The 17,053-nt window shown below is 64.1% G+C and carries 18 protein-coding genes; 2 read left to right on the top strand and 16 right to left on the bottom strand.

What is annotated here, in order from left to right; genetic code table 11:
- The first annotated feature begins 105 nt into the window (after positions 1–105).
- Positions 106–783, top strand: a complete 678-nt coding sequence (locus M2332_RS00670) for an OmpW/AlkL family protein (protein ID WP_264572563.1) — start codon at positions 106–108, stop codon at positions 781–783.
- 203 nt (positions 784–986) lie between these two features.
- On the opposite strand, the gene ccoS is transcribed toward M2332_RS00670, so the two are convergent.
- The 13 genes from ccoS to M2332_RS00605 all read right to left on the bottom strand — a co-directional run bounded on the left by ccoS (position 987) and on the right by M2332_RS00605 (position 13,256).
- Positions 987–1,184, bottom strand: a complete 198-nt coding sequence (ccoS, locus tag M2332_RS00665) for a cbb3-type cytochrome oxidase assembly protein CcoS (protein ID WP_264572562.1) — start codon at positions 1,182–1,184, stop codon at positions 987–989.
- Positions 1,181–3,337: a heavy metal translocating P-type ATPase gene (locus M2332_RS00660; protein ID WP_264572561.1), complete on the bottom strand. Its 2,157-nt coding sequence runs from the start codon at positions 3,335–3,337 to the stop codon at positions 1,181–1,183. Before M2332_RS00660 ends, ccoS begins: the two co-directional genes overlap by 4 nt.
- Complete coding sequence (locus M2332_RS00655) at positions 3,334–3,789, bottom strand: FixH family protein (protein ID WP_264572560.1); 456 nt, start codon at positions 3,787–3,789, stop codon at positions 3,334–3,336. The genes M2332_RS00660 and M2332_RS00655 overlap by 4 nt, the downstream gene beginning before the upstream one ends.
- The gene (gene ccoG, locus M2332_RS00650) at positions 3,786–5,246 is read right to left on the bottom strand and encodes a cytochrome c oxidase accessory protein CcoG (RefSeq protein ID WP_264574859.1); all 1,461 of its coding nucleotides are present in this window, start codon (positions 5,244–5,246) and stop codon (positions 3,786–3,788) included. Before ccoG ends, M2332_RS00655 begins: the two co-directional genes overlap by 4 nt.
- 151 nt (positions 5,247–5,397) lie before the next feature.
- Complete coding sequence (gene ccoP / locus M2332_RS00645; protein ID WP_264572559.1) at positions 5,398–6,345, bottom strand: cytochrome-c oxidase, cbb3-type subunit III; 948 nt, start codon at positions 6,343–6,345, stop codon at positions 5,398–5,400.
- Positions 6,338–6,526: a cbb3-type cytochrome oxidase subunit 3 gene (locus tag M2332_RS00640; protein ID WP_181559338.1), complete on the bottom strand. Its 189-nt coding sequence runs from the start codon at positions 6,524–6,526 to the stop codon at positions 6,338–6,340. Before M2332_RS00640 ends, ccoP begins: the two co-directional genes overlap by 8 nt.
- On the bottom strand, positions 6,523–7,257 hold the full coding sequence (gene ccoO, locus M2332_RS00635; RefSeq protein ID WP_264570018.1) for a cytochrome-c oxidase, cbb3-type subunit II: 735 nt from the start codon (positions 7,255–7,257) through the stop codon (positions 6,523–6,525). The genes M2332_RS00640 and ccoO overlap by 4 nt, the downstream gene beginning before the upstream one ends.
- A gap of 12 nt (positions 7,258–7,269) precedes the next feature.
- Positions 7,270–8,937, bottom strand: coding sequence for a cytochrome-c oxidase, cbb3-type subunit I (gene ccoN, locus M2332_RS00630; RefSeq protein ID WP_264572558.1), 1,668 nt, complete (start codon positions 8,935–8,937; stop codon positions 7,270–7,272).
- Positions 8,938–9,084: 147 nt separating this feature from the next.
- Positions 9,085–9,783 carry a Crp/Fnr family transcriptional regulator gene (locus M2332_RS00625; RefSeq protein ID WP_264572557.1) on the bottom strand — a complete coding sequence of 233 codons (699 nt, stop codon included), beginning with the start codon at positions 9,781–9,783 and terminating at the stop codon, positions 9,085–9,087.
- A 108-nt stretch (positions 9,784–9,891) separates the two neighbouring features.
- Positions 9,892–10,500, bottom strand: a complete 609-nt coding sequence (locus tag M2332_RS00620; protein WP_264572556.1) for an NAD(P)-dependent oxidoreductase — start codon at positions 10,498–10,500, stop codon at positions 9,892–9,894.
- 133 nt (positions 10,501–10,633) lie between these two features.
- Positions 10,634–11,689 carry a hypothetical protein gene (locus M2332_RS00615; RefSeq protein WP_264572555.1) on the bottom strand — a complete coding sequence of 352 codons (1,056 nt, stop codon included), beginning with the start codon at positions 11,687–11,689 and terminating at the stop codon, positions 10,634–10,636.
- Positions 11,690–11,706: 17 nt separating this feature from the next.
- Positions 11,707–12,606 (bottom strand): phosphotransferase, encoded by a 900-nt coding sequence (locus M2332_RS00610; RefSeq protein ID WP_264572554.1) that lies wholly within the window; start codon positions 12,604–12,606, stop codon positions 11,707–11,709.
- Positions 12,607–12,617: 11 nt separating this feature from the next.
- Positions 12,618–13,256 carry an HAD family hydrolase gene (locus tag M2332_RS00605; RefSeq protein WP_264572553.1) on the bottom strand — a complete coding sequence of 213 codons (639 nt, stop codon included), beginning with the start codon at positions 13,254–13,256 and terminating at the stop codon, positions 12,618–12,620.
- A gap of 199 nt (positions 13,257–13,455) precedes the next feature.
- Between M2332_RS00605 and M2332_RS00600 the strand changes: the two genes are divergently transcribed.
- Positions 13,456–15,348, top strand: a complete 1,893-nt coding sequence (locus M2332_RS00600) for a hypothetical protein (protein WP_264572552.1) — start codon at positions 13,456–13,458, stop codon at positions 15,346–15,348.
- Positions 15,349–15,350: 2 nt separating this feature from the next.
- Here the strand turns inward: M2332_RS00600 and M2332_RS00595 are convergent, their stop codons facing one another.
- The 3 genes from M2332_RS00595 to M2332_RS00585 are packed head-to-tail and all read right to left on the bottom strand — an operon-like array spanning position 15,351 to position 16,835.
- Positions 15,351–16,202: an SDR family oxidoreductase gene (locus M2332_RS00595; protein ID WP_264572551.1), complete on the bottom strand. Its 852-nt coding sequence runs from the start codon at positions 16,200–16,202 to the stop codon at positions 15,351–15,353.
- A gap of 23 nt (positions 16,203–16,225) precedes the next feature.
- Entirely contained in the window at positions 16,226–16,408 is a 183-nt protein-coding gene (locus tag M2332_RS00590; protein WP_264572550.1) for a DUF3008 family protein, read from the bottom strand.
- Positions 16,409–16,466: 58 nt separating this feature from the next.
- Complete coding sequence (locus M2332_RS00585; protein WP_181559327.1) at positions 16,467–16,835, bottom strand: PRC-barrel domain-containing protein; 369 nt, start codon at positions 16,833–16,835, stop codon at positions 16,467–16,469.
- Positions 16,836–17,053 lie beyond the last annotated feature (218 nt).

Here is a 17,053-nt window from a genome sequence, read left to right as displayed (position 1 = left end):
CTGCCCTTGACCTCGATCAAGCCAAGTCTTGCGCTGGGTCAATGAGCGGCGCCCACCCCAATCCTAATGAGCGATGCAGGTTCAGGGAAAGAAAGGAAAGAACCCATGAATGCTCGTTTACTCAGCTGTGTCGCCGGTCTTGCGATGCTCGCTGCCCCCGGGGTCGCGCAGGCGCAGCAAGGCAAGGTGCAGGTCAAGCTGATGGCAACCGGCGTACTGCCGAATGGCAAGATCGACACGGTGAAATCCGCCACGGTGACGCTGCCCGCCGGCACGGACACCGCCGCCAGCGACAATTGGGTGCCGACCGCCGCAATCGAATATTTCCTGAGCGATGCCGTCTCGGTAGAGACGATCTGCTGCATGACCGCGCACCATGTGGATGGCGCGGGCGCGATCAAGGGCGTCAACCGGCTGCTCGATGACATCAAGATCGTGCCGGCGACGGTGACGCTCAAATATCACCTCAACGCCGGCCCCATCAAACCCTATATCGGCGCCGGGCCGAGCTACTTCTGGGTGTTGGACTCCAAGGTGGGCGCGGGCGGCACCGCCGCGCTGGGCGCCGCGAGCGCCAAGCTCAAGAGCAAGGTTGGCTTCGCGCTGCAGGCCGGCGTCGACATTCCGGTCAATGATACGGGCCTTGGCATCTCCTTCGACGCCAAGCGCTACTTCGTCCGGCCGACTGCCGAATTCTACAATGCCTCCGGCGCCACCGTGCTGGCAACGCGGCACGAACTCGATCCCTGGGTCGTCAGCGGCGGCGTCAGCTACCGCTTCTAAGCCCAGTTACCGGCACGCGCCGGCAAGGCGGGTCTGCTCCTCCCTCTCCCGGAGCAGGCCCGTTTTTTTGTGGTTAAATCCCGACCGTTCGTGCTGAGTAGGGTCTGAGGTGCGCCGCAGGCGCATATCGAAGAGCCGTATCGAAGCATCGCAGCGCAGGGGCCAATCCTTCTATACGCCGCTTCGACAAGCTCAGCAGCTACTCAGGACGAACGGCGTTCACTGTCCGTAATGCCACAGGGTCGCGAAGACGCCGGCTTATCCTGATCCTCGATCAGAATGCGCATGGCGGCGCCATCCGGATCGTCGAACTGGCCATTGCGCAACGACCACATGAAGGCGACGAGGCCAGTCAGACCAAGCAGCAGGGCGACCGGGATGAGGAAGATCAATCCGTTCATCTGACGGCCCAACGCAACCGGAGGGAGTTCGCCACCACGATGAGTGAACTGCTCGACATCGCGACGGCGGCGATCAGCGGGGTGACATAGCCGGCAATCGCCAGCGGAACAGCGAGCGCATTATAGCCGATCGCCAGACCGATATTCTGCCGGACAATGCGCATGGTAGCGCGCGAGGCCCGCACCGACCTGGGGATGCCGGAGAGGCTATCGCCCAGAAACACGATGTCCGCCGCCTGCTGGCCGACATCGCTCGCCGAGCCGGGCGCCATGGAGATATGAGCAGCAGCGAGTGCCGGGCCGTCGTTCAGTCCGTCGCCGACCATCAACGGCTTGTGCCCAGCCTCGGCCAGCGATTGCAGCCGCGCCAGCTTGTCGGCCGGGCTCATCCCGCCTTGTGCCGGCACGCCGAGCTGATCGGCCAGCGACTGGACCGCCTCCTCCCGGTCGCCCGACATGATCGCCGGCGGCAGTCCGAGGCTGCGCAGGTCCGCCAGCGCCCGCGCCGCATCCGGGCGCAGCGCGTCGGCGAAGCGGATGACGTGGCGGCGGCCGGGGCCAAGATCCAGCGCGACAGCCATGGTCGGATCATCACTTGCGCCGGTCTTATCGCTCAGTTCCTGCGGCGTCGGCTTGCCCATCGCGACCGGTTGCCCCTGCCAGAGCGCGCGCACGCCCTCGCCCGGAATATCCTCGATGTCAGTGAGAGCCGCCGGGCCGACATGTTCACCGCCCAGCGCCTGCCGAAGCGCCACCGCGAGGGGATGGCGGCTGGTCATGGCCAGAGCGCGAGCGATGCTGCGCTCCTCTTCATCCAGCACTTCCACGCCGAAGGCACGCGGACGGCCGAGCGTGAGGGTGCCGGTCTTGTCGAACAGCGCCTGATCGGCCTGCGCGAGGCGCTCCAGCGCACTGCCGTCCTTCACCAGCAGCCCCGCCCGCATCATCGCCCCGCAGACCACCACCTGCGCCACCGGCACGGCGAGGCCCAGCGCGCAGGGGCAAGTGATGATGAGCACGGCGATGGCGACCAGCAGCGACTGGTGCCAACCCGCCCCGGCAATCATCCAGCCGGCGAAGGTGATGGCGGCGAGCAGATGGACCACCGGTGCATAAAGCCGCGAGCATTTGTCGGCGAGGCGGACATAGCGGGACTTGGCCTGGCCGGCGCCTTCCATCAACCGGGCGATTTCGGCAATCGCCCGGCCCTCACCCACCGCGCTCACGCGCAGGGTCACCGGGCCGTCGAGATTGAGCGTGCCGGCGGTCGCCATGTCGCCTGCGCGCAGCGCCACCGGCGCGCTTTCCCCGGTCAGCAAGGAGAGATCGAACCGGCTGGTGCCCTGCTCGATCACCCCATCTGCTGCGAGGCGCTCGCCGGCCGCCACCAGAACGCGGTCGCCCACGGCCAGCGCGTCGGCGGCCACCCACTGGCTCGCACCATCTTCCGCCAGCCTCATCGCACCGGGCGCGGTGCGGCGGACGAGCGCTTCGGCACCACTCGCGGCGCGCGCGCGCATCATCTCGTCCAGCACGCGGCCCGCGAGCAGGAAGGTGAGCAGCATCAACGCGCCATCGAACCACGCGTGGCGCCCACCGATGATCGTCTCGTAAAGGCTCATCGAGGTTGCGAGAATGACGCCGATGGAGATCGGCACGTCCATGTTGGTGGTACCCGCTCGCAACGCCCTGAAGGCCGAGCGGAAGAAGGGCTGCCCCGCATAGCTGACCGCCGGGATGGCGATCAGCGCCGAAATCCAGTGGAACAGCGCGCGCGCGCTGCCATCCGCCCCGGACCAGACCGAGACCGAGAGCAGCATGACATTCATCGCTGCGAAGGCCGCAACAGCAAGGGCGCGAATGAGCTTGCGCAGCGTCTGGCTGCGCTCATGTGCCGCCGCACTGTGCAGCGGCTGCGCCTCGAAGCCGATCGCATCGAAGGCTTGCAGCAGGTCCGGCTCGGCCAGATCGGCGGCATGCGCGACGATTACCGTCTTGGCCGAGAAGTTCACGCGGGCGGCGTGGACTCCCGGCTGCAATGGCAACAGCCGCTCGATCTTGGAAATGCAGCCGGCGCAATGCATGTCCGGCACGGCGAGGCGGGTTTCCACCGCATCCGCCGACCAATCGGGCCTTGGCGCCACATAGGTCATGACAGATCGACCACCCGGTTGATCTCCCGCCCGTGGGCGCGGGCCCGCACATGGACGATCCAGCGGCCTTGCGGCAAAGGCTGCAGGCTCTCATACACGCCATCGCCGAGCGCCCGGAACTGCAGCGCGATATCCGGCTTGCGGCCAAGCGGGTCACGGGCGGTGGCGGTCAGCGCCACATCGTTCATCGGCGTATTCGCACTGCGCAGCGTCGCGCTCAGCCGTGTCTCCGCAGTCCGATTCAGCGTGAGCGCCCAGCCCAGCGCGTTTTCGGCGCGAGCCTGCGCCAGCCATTTGTTGAACTCCTGACTGGCGACATAGCTGTTCTGCACCACCAGCCCGCCAAAGGTGGAGCTGGCGAGGAAGGCCATGGTGAAATTGACCGCCATGACCACGCCGAAAAAGCTGACGAGAATGACGGTAATGTGCCGTCCGGTGAACTTGCGGGTCATTGGCCTTCCTCCGGGCGAACAAAGCTCTCATCATCCTGCGCAGCCTCTTTCTGTTCATCGAGCGTGCGCAGTGTGAAGGCGAAGTCCTGGCGGGCAAAGCCCTGCGCCGGCGCAACCACATGCACACGTTCCTTGAGCACCTGATCGGGCGGCACGTCGATTTGCAGGGTCCGGCTCGCCTGATCGCGGGTCTGGCCCTCGCGCCACATCAGCGCGCCGTCCAGCCCATCGAGGCCGATGGCCATCGGGCGCGCGCGGCTCTGCATGTTGCGCACCTTGATCAGATAGCTGTTGCGGATCGACCCGTCGGACAGACGGACATAGACCGGATTGCGCTCCGCATTGGCCGCGATGTCGATGCGCGAACGCACGCCCAGCGCGAACAGCATGGCAAGGCCAATGCTCGCCCAGATCGCGAAATAGGCAATTGTGCGCGGACGGAAGAGGCGCTTGCGCACGGGCGCCGGCGCCTCGCCCTTCATTTCGGCCTCGCAGTCGATCTCCGTGGCGTAGTCGATCAAGCCGCGCGGGCGGCCGATCTGCGCCATCACCTTGTCACAGGCATCGATGCACAAGGCGCAGGTGATGCACCCGATCTGCGGTCCCTCGCGAATGTCGATCCCGGTCGGGCAGACCTGCACGCATTGCAGACAGTCGATGCAGTCGCCGGTCGGCAGCCCTTCATCCTGCGCCTTCTTCAGCCCCTTGGTGCGGGGCTCGCCGCGCCAGTGCTTGTAGGTGACGATGAGCGATTTCTCATCTGTCATCGCGGTCTGGATGCGCGGCCAGGGGCACATGTAGATGCACACCTGCTCGCGCATGAAGCCGCCGAAGATGAAGGTCGTCATGGTCAGCACGAAGGTGGTGCCATAGGCGACGAACGGCGCCTGCCCGGTCCAGAACTGGTGTTGCAGCGTCGGCGCATCGGCAAAGTAGAAGATCCACGCGCCGCCGGTTAGGAACGAGATGACCAGCCAGACCGCCCATTTGCGCAGCCGCTTCCAGACCTTCGTCGGGGTCCAGGGCGCTTTCTCCAGCCTGATCTGCGCGTTGCGATCCCCATCGAGGAAGCGCTCGACATGCTGGAACAGATCGGTCCAGACCGTCTGCGGGCAGACATAGCCGCACCAGGCGCGGCCGACGGCGGAGGTCACCAGAAACAGACCGACGCCCGCCATGATGAGCAGGCCGGCGACATAATAGAATTCGTGCGGCCAGATCTCGATGCCGAACATGAAGAAGCGGCGATTGGCGAGATCGACCAGCACCGCCTGATTGGGCGCGTGCGGCCCGCGATCCCAGCGGATCCAGGGCGTGGCCCAATAGATCGTCAGGGTGACGGCCATCACCAGCCACTTGAAGCGGCGGAACGGCCCATCGACCTGCTTGGGGAAGACCGACTTGCGCTTGGCGTAGAGGCTTTCCGCTGGCGCGGTAACATCATTCACGGGGGACATGGCAGCGTCCGTTGTTGGCGTCTTCGGCATCAGATTGCCTCCGATCGATCTTCGCTTAGGCGCAGTCGGCTCAAACGACATTGAGCAGGATCAACGAAATGAGCGGCAGCCGGCCCCTCCCCCGACGCGCGGAGGAAGGGCCGGCTGCGCCTTATGGTGTTGCGGCGTTGGCCTGCGCCTCCGGTGCCCCGGCAGCCTCAGCGGCAATCTGCGCTGCGACCGGCGTCGCCTCGCCACCGCCAAGGCCGTGGACGTAGACGGCCAGCATGCGGATCGTCGCCTTGTCGAGCGCATGGCCCCAGGCGGGCATCACACCCCGACGGCTGTTCGTCACGGTCTGGGTCAGCGTGTCTCGATCGCCGCCATAGAGCCAGATCGGGTCGGTCAGGTTCGGCGCACCGAATTCACGCAGTCCCTTGCCCGCCGGGCCGTGGCAAACCGCGCAATTCTGCTGGAACAGCACGTCGCCACGCCGTGAGGAAGCGCTGGCCTTCTCCTGCCCGCTGATCACGCGGACATGGCTCACTACATCCTGAACCTGCGTGCCGGTGAGAATGCCGTCCTTGCCGAAGGCGGGCATCAGGCTCGTGCGAGTCTGCGGCTCATCCGGGTTCCGCACGCCATGAGTGATCGTATATTCGATCGATTGCAGGTCGCCGCCCCACAGCCAGTCGTCATCCACCAGATTCGGGTAACCCTTGGCGCCGGCAGCGCCCGAACCATGGCACTGCACGCAATGCACCTTGAACGCGGCTGCACCACCCTGCATCGCCGCTTCCATGAGCTTTGGCTGGGCGACCAGCTTCTCGATGGGCGTGGCAGCGATAGCCGAGAGGATCGGCGTGCGGCGCGCGGTCTCGGCATCCATCACCTGCTGGAGCTGCCCGCGGCTGGACCAGCCGAACAGCCCCTTGCTGGCTTCATGCGCGAAGGGAATAGCGGGATAAACCACCACATAGCCGATCGCGAACACCATCGTTGCGTAGAAAGTCCAGACCCACCAGCGCGGCATGGGGGTATCGAGCTCCTCGATCCCGTCCCATTCATGGCCGACGGTCTGGGTGCCGGTCGGCGCGTCGATGCGTTTCTTCTCAGCCATGGTTGTTCTTCCTGTCATGGGCTGCAGCCTCGCCATCTTCGGCGAAGATCAGGTGCGCGGCGTCCTGGTTGCTCCGGCGCGAGCCGGGACGGAACGCCCATGCGCACAGGCCGAAATAGAGCACCACCATTGCCGAAAGCCCGTAGCTGTCCGCGAAATGGCGCAGATCGTTATAGCTCATCGCTCCACCTCCTGCGGGGCGGCGCTGTCCAGATCGACCAGCGTGCCGAGCATCTGGAGATAGGCGACGAGTGCGTCCATCTCGGTCAGCTTGGACGGGTTTCCGTCGAAATCGCGGGCCTGCGCCTTGGGGTAGCGCTTGAGGAGATCGGCGGTGTCGGCCTCGGGATCGGCCTGCGCCAGCAGATCGGCATTCGCCTTCTCGATGTCCTCATCGCTATAGGGCACGCCCACCCGGCGCTGCGCCGTGAGATGGGCCGTCATGTCGCCCGCTTTCAGCTCACGTTTGGTGAGGAAGGCATAGGTCGGCATGATCGATTCCGGCACCACGCTGCGCGGATCGATGAGGTGCTGGACGTGCCACTCATCCGAGTAGCGCTTGCCGACGCGCGCCAGGTCCGGCCCGGTCCGCTTGGAGCCCCACTGGAATGGGTGATCATACATGCTCTCGGCGGCGAGGCTGTAATGGCCGTAGCGCTCCACCTCGTCGCGGAACGGACGGATCATCTGCGAGTGGCAGTTGTAGCAGCCCTCCCGCATGTAGATGTTCCGGCCCGCCAGCTCCAGCGGCGTGTAGGGACGCATTCCCTCCACCTTCTCGATCGTGTTGTCGATCCAGAAGAGCGGTGCGATCTCCACGATCCCGCCCACGGTAACCGCGGCGAAGGCAGCGACGGCAAGGAGCGTGACGTTGCGCTCCAGCTTCTTGTGCTTCTGTGCAAAGCTCGACATGGTTTTCCGTCCTTATTCCGCGGGAACCGCAGCAGGTTTGTGAGTGATCGGCCGGTCCTTCGCGGCGTCATAGGCAGCGTCGCTCATCGGCGCTTCGACGCGCTGGTGGCCGAGGATGGTGCGCCACACATTGATGGTCATGCACACCGCGCCCGAGAGGTAAAGCAGTCCGCCAAAGGCGCGCAGTACGTACATCGGGAACATCGCACGGACGGTGTCCGAGAAGGCGTAGACAAGGTAACCGTCCGCGCCATATTCCCGCCACATCAGGCCCTGCATGATGCCAGCGACCCACATCGCCGAGGCGTAGAAGACGATGCCGACGGTCGCGAGCCAGAAGTGCCAGTTGACCATGCGCAGCGAGTAGAGCCGGTTGCGGCCCCACAGCCGCGGCGTAAGATAGTAGATCGCCGCGAAGGTGATCATGCCGTTCCAGCCAAGCGCGCCCGAGTGAACGTGGCCGATGGTCCAGTCCGTATAGTGCGAGAGGCTGTTCACGCTCTTGATCGAGAGCATCGGCCCCTCGAAGGTGCTCATGCCGTAGAAGGCGAGCGCCATCACCATCATGCGGATGATCGGATCAGTGCGGACCTTGTCCCATGCCCCGTTCAGCGTCATCAGGCCGTTGATCATGCCGCCCCAGCTCGGCATCCACAGCATGACCGAGAAGACCATGCCCAGCGTCTGCGCCCAGTCGGGCAGCGCGGTGTAGTGGAGGTGGTGTGGGCCGGCCCAGATGTAGAGGAAGATCAGCGACCAGAAGTGGATGATCGACAGGCGATAGCTGTAGATCGGCCGCTCGGCCTGCTTGGGCACGAAATAGTACATCATCGCCAGGAAGCCGGCGGTGAGGAAGAAGCCCACGGCGTTATGGCCGTACCACCACTGGGTCAGCGCATCCTGCACGCCAGCAAAGGCGCTATAGCTCTTGGAGCCCAGCAGGCTGACCGGCATCGACAGGTTGTTGACGATGTGGAGCATCGCGATGGTGAGGATGAAGCTCAGGTAAAACCAGTTCGCCACATAGATATGCGGCTCGCTGCGCTTGACGATCGTCCCGACGAAGACCGCGAGATAGGCGACCCAAACGATGGTGAGCCACAGGTCGACATACCATTCGGGCTCGGCATATTCCTTCGCCTCGGTGATGCCGAGGAGATAGCCGGTCGCGGCGAGCACGATGAAGAGCTGGTAGCCCCAGAAGACGAAGCGCGCGAGCGAGGGGAAGGCAAGCCGGGCGCGGCAGGTGCGCTGCACGACATAAAAGCTGGTCGCGATCAGGGCATTGCCACCGAAGGCAAAGATCACTGCCGAGGTGTGCAGCGGCCGCAAGCGCCCGAAGCTGGTATATTCCAGCCCCAGGTTGAGCGCCGGGAAGGCAAGCTGCAAGGCAATGTAGAGCCCGGCGAGAAAACCGGCCATGCCCCAGAACACCGTGGCGATAACGCCCCAGCGCACCGGATCGTCATCATAATGCCCCTGATCGGGCATGCGCAAAATGCCGCGCGCCATCCCGCCCCAATCGGCGGAGCGAAGCGTCCCCATCATGGCGAGCAGCGCCGCGAGCGACGCAATGACCATGTGGATGGCAAATCCGGAATCCACGGCGAGCGCGGAGGCGAGCATCGCGAGAATGGCGAGCAGGAGCCAGCCTCCCGCCTTCATTGTTAGACCGGTCATAGAAACCCCTTGAGCAGCACAGTCCTGGGACTGTGCTGTCGCTGTGGATCAGCGGGGGCTAGGCATCATTGACATGGGTCAACGGGAAGAACGCGGTCTGCGGGGTGGCCGGCGCGCCATGATGCACACCGACGAGGAACGTGGCCCTCAGCCGTTGCCGGCTTCGGCCTCCATGGCGTCATGATCGAGGATGACGACAGTCCGCCGATCCGGCAGATCGATGATCCCGGCCTGGCGGAGCCGGGTGAGCTGGCGACTCACAGTCTCGATGGTCAGGCCCAGCAGATCGGCCATCTGCTGGCGGGTGAGCGGCAGTTCGAAGCGCTCGACAAGATCGCTGCCGCTACAGCTCGCGTCGGCAAGCCGTTGCGCCATTTCGAGCAGGAAGGTCGCGACACGCTCTCCGGCGCTCTTGCGCCCGAGCAGCAGCATCCAGTGACGCGCGCGATCCAATTCGGTGAGGGTCCGTTGGAGCAGCTTGTGCTCCAGCTCCGGATGCGTGCGGGCGAAATCGTCGAAGGACGAGCGCGTAAACAGGCACACCTGCGCATCGCACAGGGCAGTGACGCTGTGATGAGTCGTGCTGCCAAACGGACGCCCGATGAAATCGGACGGATAGACAACGCCGACGATCTGTTCGCGGCCGTCCGCTGTCGAGGTGGACAGCTTGAGCACCCCGTCGATCACATTGGCGACCAGCAAGCTGTCATCGCCTTCCCACATCAGCGTCTGCCCGCGATGCACGGGCACGCGACGACCGATCTTGTTGAGCACCTCCAGCTCGGAGGTATCCAAAGATGAACAGATCGCGCGGTTCCGCACGACACATTGTTGGCAGCTAGTCACCGCGACTCTTTACAGCAGTCGTCGAGACTTTCCAACGGCCTAAGCGTCCATCTATGCCAAAGAGATATTGAACGCCCCGGCCCTCACCCTTCATGGAAGACACCGCCGTCAGTAGCCAACGGTGAACCGCATGTTCTTGTGCTTGGGCGTCTCGATCTCGTCGATCATCGCGACGGCGAAATCCTCATAGCTGATCGAGCTTTTGCCATCCGGCGCCGTCAGCAGCGTCTCGGTGCCGAGGCGAAAGGTGCCGGTGCGCTCGCCCGGTCCGAACATCATGGCCGGCGACAGGAACGTCCAATCAAAGCCCGGTCCGGCCTTCAACTGGTTAAGAAAATCGCGCGCCGGCGCGGCCTCGACCTTGATGAAGTCCGGGAAACCCGGCGTATCGAGCAGCACCACACCATCCTCGGTCTGCAGGCTCGCCGCGCCGCCGACGACCAGCAGCCAGCACCCGGCTTTGCGTGCCACCGCGAACACATTGTCCGCATCCAGCGACTTGAACGGCATGGAGAGAATGACCGCATCGTGGCCGGCGATCTTGCTCGCCATGTCGTCGACATCATTGATGTCGGCCTTCACCCACGTCACGCCCTCGCGCGGCGCTTCGGTGTCTGCGCTGCGCGAAATGCCGGTGACACTGTGCCCGCGACTCACGGCCTCATCGACCAGACGCTGGCCTGCATTGCCAGTGGCACCCATGATTGCGATCTTCATGCCTGCATTCCTCTCTTATCGCGCACATCGCGCGCCAAGCCCGCGACACCCAAATTGACTTTGCCTATTCTAAGGGCCCGTTCTTAGGGTCAAGCCGGACAAAGGCAAGAGACCAGCGCCGGGTTTCCCGACGTCAGCGATCAACGGCCAGCTTTTCCGCCATGTTCGGGTCATCCGCAGCGATCTCGACAGCATGCGAGGTGCGGAACGGCTGATTGGAATGCGGCGCAGTCAGCAGCGTCCACTGCGCGAGATCGCAGCCGAGCAGCAGCGGCCGCTCCGGCAGGCCAGCGGCGGCGAGCTGGCTCTTGGTCAGCGCTTCCAGCTCATGCGGACGGATGGAGAGATAGAAGATCTTCTGTCCCTCCGCCGCCAGTTTCTGCACCGTCTCGATCGCCACCGGATTGGGCTTCACTTCCTCGAAGCCGGGCTTGAAAAACAGCGACCCCTGCTCGAACAGGAAGCCATCGACGCTGATGAAGAACACCCGGTGGCCCTGCAGATATTCGCGCCACTCGTGGACCGTCCCCCAGTCCTGATACTGCTTGATCCGCTGTATCCGGAACACCGAGCCCTGCATCGCCAGATAGCCGATAATCTCGGAGAGATAGAGCTCGCCGGCGGACAGGCGCGGCTGGCCCATCAGCTCGTCATAAGCCGCCAGGAACTCGCGCGGACTGGAAAAATAATAGCCGCCGACGCTGAACAGATCGGAGATGACCTGCTTTTCGCGGAAATTGACGATCACATCTTCCTGATCGACCTGAACATAGCTCTTGTTCTGCGGGTTGACCTGGCTGAAGCTGCTGAGCGAAGCGACGCACACATAATTGTACGTTTGATAGAGGTGCGGGACCTCGAAATAATTGTCGCTGTCCTTCACCATGAAGGGCTCGTCGATGCCGCTCTTGAGCAGCGTCTGGGCGACCGTCTCGGACTGGCTGCGCGTCGGCTCGTCCAGAATAACGCAATTGACCTTCTGCCCAAAGGCGGCGCGCAGACCTTCCTGGGCCTGGAAGCGCTCTTCATGCTCGCGCAGGATCGTGAAGATGAAGTCATCAACATTGGCGCCGAGCCCCTGCACCGCCTTGAAGACCATCGGCAGGCCATCATTGTCGGGCAGCATCCACTTGGGCGCCATGTTAGGGAAGCGGGAGGAGCGGCCGGCGCAGGGTACGATGATCTTCATAGGTCTTCTCTCTCGCGTCAAAGATTGTCCAGGGCAGCGCGGCCGCATTCGGCCACCCGCCGGGCAACGAAGGCCCGGTCCTCGTTGGTCTTCGCATAAGGCAGGATGCGCGCGAAGGTGAGGCCGAGCAGGATGTAATGGCGCGCCGGATAAGCCGGGTCCAGCGCGGTCGCGGCAGCATGGAAGCGCTGCCGCAGCCACCATGTCACGCCCCGGGCCAGAGGCCGGCCACGATGGGCGTGCCAGAGTCCTTCGCATTCCTGGAACAGCTTGGACCAGTCGATCCAGACATGATCGAAGGGCGATGTGATCGTATCGATCAGCCACAAGGCGCCGCGCCGGTCGACGAGGATGTTCTCGAAGGTCAGATCGCCATGCGCTGCGGTGGGCTTTTCGTCCGCCACCAGCACATCCATGCGCTGTGCCGCCTCCACCAGAGGGGCGAGCGCTTGTTCGTGCATAGCGCCAGTCTTGTCGGCGATCTGCTGCAGCTTGTCCACCAGCAGGCTCTTGCGCGGGGCGAGTGGCGGCTGGCTGACCGGCACCGAAACCGCTAGGCGGCTCATCAGCCGCTCCACGCGGTCGGCGAAATCGGCGACATTGTCGAAGGTGCCATTGGAGAGGAAATTGACCGCATCGCGCGACGGGATGAACGCCATGTCGAAATAGAACAGCCCGTCCTGCTCGCCCATGTCGAGCACCTCGGGCATCCCGGCACAGCCTTCCACCAGCCCAGCCAGCGCCTGCTGCCGCACCGCCTGATCGCGCAACGACCCGTTGGCATCGACAAGATTGGCCGCCTTGCGCACGAAGGGCTGCCCCCCATCACGGACCAGCGCGACGGTCGCGCCGGAAAAGCCGGAGAGCGGAATGACCTCGCGGAACATCCGCAAGGCCGGGTGGCTGTCGAGGGTCAACTCTGGTCCTGTCATGATTTGCCCGGCCGATGGATGACGCCGGCTTGGGTCACGTCGATGACAGTCATGCCAGCGGCAAGGCCGGACGCGATCCCGACCGGCGTATCCTCGAACACGAGGCAGCGTGCGGGCGCTACCCCCAGCAACGCCGCGCCGGTGAGATAAGGTTCGGCATGCGGCTTGCCTTGCGCCACATCGTCGCCGCTGACCACGGCGCCGAAATGGGGGCGCCACGCCATCGTTTCCAAGATCGCTTCGACGCCATCCCGATTGCCCGACGACACCAGTGCCATGGGGATCGTGCCGGCATGACGCGCCAGCAAGTGTGAGGCGGTCAGGGCCGGGGCCTTCTCCTGCCGCAGCACGGTCTTGAAATGCGCCTTCTTCTCGGCATGGAGGGCGGCGATCGTCGCATCGTCGATCTCACCCATGCCCGCCACTGCCGCAAAAGCCGGGATCGCGATCCGGGCGGGCGGACCGACATTTGCAAGATAATCATCCATGGTGAAGCGATAGCCGCGCGCATCGAACACGGCTGCGTAGGCGAGCCCGTGGAGCGGCATGGTATCGACCAGCGTGCCATCCAGATCGAACAGCAGGGCGTCATAGGCGGAGAGGTCCACGCCGAGCGGCCATGGCTTCACGGACACGTCCGGCGTCATTTCCGGCCCCGCGATTTAACTAAAACGACCATCGACCCTCAAATAACCCCCTGCAATCGACGCACATCTGTCGCGCTGGCGAGCATTCTCTCAGCTGGCCGTCGTGAGAATGTGGAAATGGGTTGAATTCTTAATCCGAAATCTTGCTAGGTTGAACGCGCGCGCCATTGGCCATCGAGGAAAACCCGTGAAGTCTGTAAATGGAAAACCTGCAAGCGAGTTCCTCGACGATCGGCTTGCCGCAGCCAAAGAATTGACCGAGGCCTCAAACTATACCCCTGCCTTGGAGATTTACGAGGCAATATTTAAGGAGGGCATAACGGCCCACCGCGCCTTTGAGGGCGCCGGGCGCGCGCTGACCGGCGCGCTGATCGACGAGGCTTTGCCGACGGACTGGGGTCGGGAGCGGCTGGACGATCTCCTCCGCATCCTCGTCCTTGAGCGCGATCGCGACGGCACGCCCCCTGCCCTCTGCGCGCGGATCGCAGCAGCCCACGCGGGCGGCAATCAGGGCGTGCTTAAGAAGGCGGCCGAGCTTCTTCGGCCCGTTCTGACAGCTTTGTGGGATGAGGGCGCGCGCGACCGCGGCTTTTTGATCGCCGTACTGCTGCTGCGCCACCCCCTGCAGGGCTGGCAGGACGAAGCCGCGATCTCGCGCTGGCATCTCGACCTGCTGCCGCAACTGGACCGACACGAACTCAGCCTGCCCTATAATGGCATGTTCGATGCGGTGCATTTTCAGCCGAACATCGCCGATCTGGCCGGTCTCGCGGAGAACACGCCGCCCGATGCACTGGTAAATCGGTTCCCCGCCTGGCAATTGCTGCTCTTCTTGTGGATTACGGGATCACGCCGTGCAGACGCACAACTTGCAGCATGGCTGGCGGCCTATCGCAGCGCATATCCGGGTGGTGCAACCGATGAGGACGATGGCGCGGCGGCGCGCTCTCTGGCGCTGCGATGGGCGGTTTCGCCGGATGGTCCCGCGAGCGCAGCGGCAGTCACGACGGCCCTCGGTCCGGACCTGGCCGCGCTGGCGCAGCCGGGCCTCAAGCTGCGCTCGACTGCTGATCGCGCTAGGTCGAACGCAGCGCTTGCCCGGCTGGACTCCAGGCCATGGCAGGCGGCCGCTTTCGTGGAGGACAAGGTCACGGGCAAGGCGCCTTTCCTCAAGCTCGGGCGGCGCCGTCCGCGCATTGCCGTGTGCGTTTCGGGCCAGCTGCGTGGCTACCGCGCGGCCTTCCCGACCTGGCAGGCCAGCTTGCTGCGGGACGCGGACTGCCAATTCTTCATCCATAGCTGGAGCAAGATCGGGCGCTCGGGCGCAGAGCCGTTCCGCGCTTATCTGCCCTTCGCCGGCGAAGCCTTTTGCGAAGCGTGGCGCCTGCACGCCGGGCGCATCGGCATGCCCGGCATGGCCGAGCGCTACCCCGCGCTGTTCGCCGCGCTGGCGGATGGCGGGGTCGTCAGCAAGGCTGAACTCGAAGCCTTTTATAGCACCGAGCATGTGGTGCTGGAGGACGATAGCGACCCGGATTTTACGGGTTGGTCCAACCCCCGCAAGATGCACTACAAGCTCAAGGCCGCGTCGGACATGGCGATCGCCCGAGGCGACGAATTCGATCTCATCCTGCGCATCCGCCCGGACAAGGTCATCGGCGCGAAAGCCTTCCGCTGGAGCGACGCCTTGGCCGCTTGCCGGGCGACGCCCACGCTGCTTGCCGATGCGGCGATGGGCCATCAATATGGCACACTCATGATCGGGGATCAGGTCGCGCTCGCCAGCGCCGCGACCATGGCAGTCTATGCCGACACGCTGGATATCGCGCCTCGCTTTCATGAGATGGCGCTCTATGATGCCAAGCCGGATTTGATGGGTCACGTCAGCCTTGCCCAGACCTGTTGGTATGCCGGCATCACCGTGGCCAGATTGCCGGCCCGGATGGGCAAGTTGATGGAAGCAGCGCCGATGGCGAGCAGCGCCATCTGCGCTGCGCTCGAGCAGGACGCTGCCGGCCGTCACGACGCTGTGGACAACGCTTTGCTCACAGCGGCGCGAACGGACAGGCAGAGGCGCTGAACTCAGGAGCCGACGACCATCCCGCCATTGGGGTGGAGCACCTGCCCGCTCATATAGCTGGAATCCTCGCAGGCGAGGAACAGGAAGCACGGCGCGACTTCGTTCGGCTGGCCCGGGCGACCCATCGGCGTGCTCTCGCCGAAATGCGCGAGTTTCTCCTTGCTGGCACCGCCGAACGGGTTGAGTGGCGTCCAGATCGGCCCCGGCGCCACGGCGTTGACGCGAATGCCCTTGTCGATGAGGTTTTCGCTGAGCGAGCGGGTGAACGCCGTGATGGCGCCCTTGGTGCTCGAATAATCGAGCAGTTCCTTGGAGCCCTGATACATCGTGACGGAGGTGCAGTTGACGATCGCGGCGCCCTCGCGAAGATGCGGCATCGCCGCCTGCACCACGAAGAACATCGAGTAGATGTTTGTCTGGAACGTGCGCTTGAGCTGTTCCTCGGTGATGTCCTCGATCGCCTTGTCCGGGTGCTGCTCGCCGGCATTGTTGACGATGATGTCGAGACGCCCGAACGCGCCCACTGTGCGATCGATCAGGTCCTGACAGACAGCCTTGTCGCCCAGATCGCCCGCAAACACGAGCGCGCGAGCGCCTTCCTGTTCGACCAACTTTTGCGTCTTGGCGGCGTCTTCATGCTCGCACAGATAAGCGATGGCGACGTCCGCGCCTTCACGCGCGAACAGCACCGCAACCGCCCGGCCGATCCCGCTATCCGCACCGGTCACGACCGCGACCTTGCCTTTCAATCGGCCCGATCCCGGGTAACGCGGCATGAATTCGGGCTGGGGATCGAGCTTATGCTCGTCACCGGGCAGATTGTCTTCGTGGATCATGTCGATTGTGTCAGTCATGGATCATTCTTCCGTTCAGCACGTCACTTGACGTGGTCCGGCTTGCCCTTGCGGCTGCCGGAGGCAAAATCCTCAAGCTGGCTCTTGCTCATCGAGTCATACATCTCGCGTGAGGCACCCTTGAGGTCGGATTTGGCGCTGTCGCCGCGTTTGGCAGACAAGGCTGCCCCGGCGGCTTTCTGCTGCGCTTTGGATTTGGCTGGCATGAGTAAGCCTCCAAATTAAAAGGCCGCCCGTTCGTGCCGGGCGGCCTGTGCCTGTCGATCAGACGAAGGGATAAGGGATCCCCCAATATCCGTAGACCTGCCGCCCGTAGCCATGGTCGTAGACGGGGTCTTCCTGCGCATATCGCGGCGCGCCTTCGAGACGGGATTTCTCGATGTCGACGACATAGCCGCCATATTCGGTATCATAATCGAGCATGTCCCACGGCAGCGGATAATAATCGCTGCCGAGGCCGAACAGCCCGCCGAACGACATTACGGCATATTCAGCCTTGCCGCTCCTCTTATCGACCATGAAGTTGCGCACCGTCCCGAGCTTCTCGCCCTGCCGGTTGTACACCGTCGTTCCCTCGACCTTGTCCGAGGAGATGAGGCGCTGAGTTTCGTCAATTGCGATTTCGGTAGCCATGAGCCTGGTCCTCTTCCTGTTGAAGGTAGGCCTCGATCCACGGAAGGGGTTTGCCGATCCAACCGGGACCAAGGTGCCAATGCCGGACTATGCCGGCCCTGGGTCTTGAGGCGGCGCGTCAGCGCGACGCCACCTGCCAAACCAACGGCCAGATAGCGCAGGGGTTCCGGGTAAAGCGGCAAACCGATCGACAGCGAGTCACGCCGTGTCGCATCGGC

It is taken from the genome of Sphingobium sp. B11D3A, from assembly GCF_025961695.1.
Lineage (GTDB): Bacteria > Pseudomonadota > Alphaproteobacteria > Sphingomonadales > Sphingomonadaceae > Sphingobium.
This window is presented reverse-complemented; position numbering and strand designations above follow the sequence as displayed.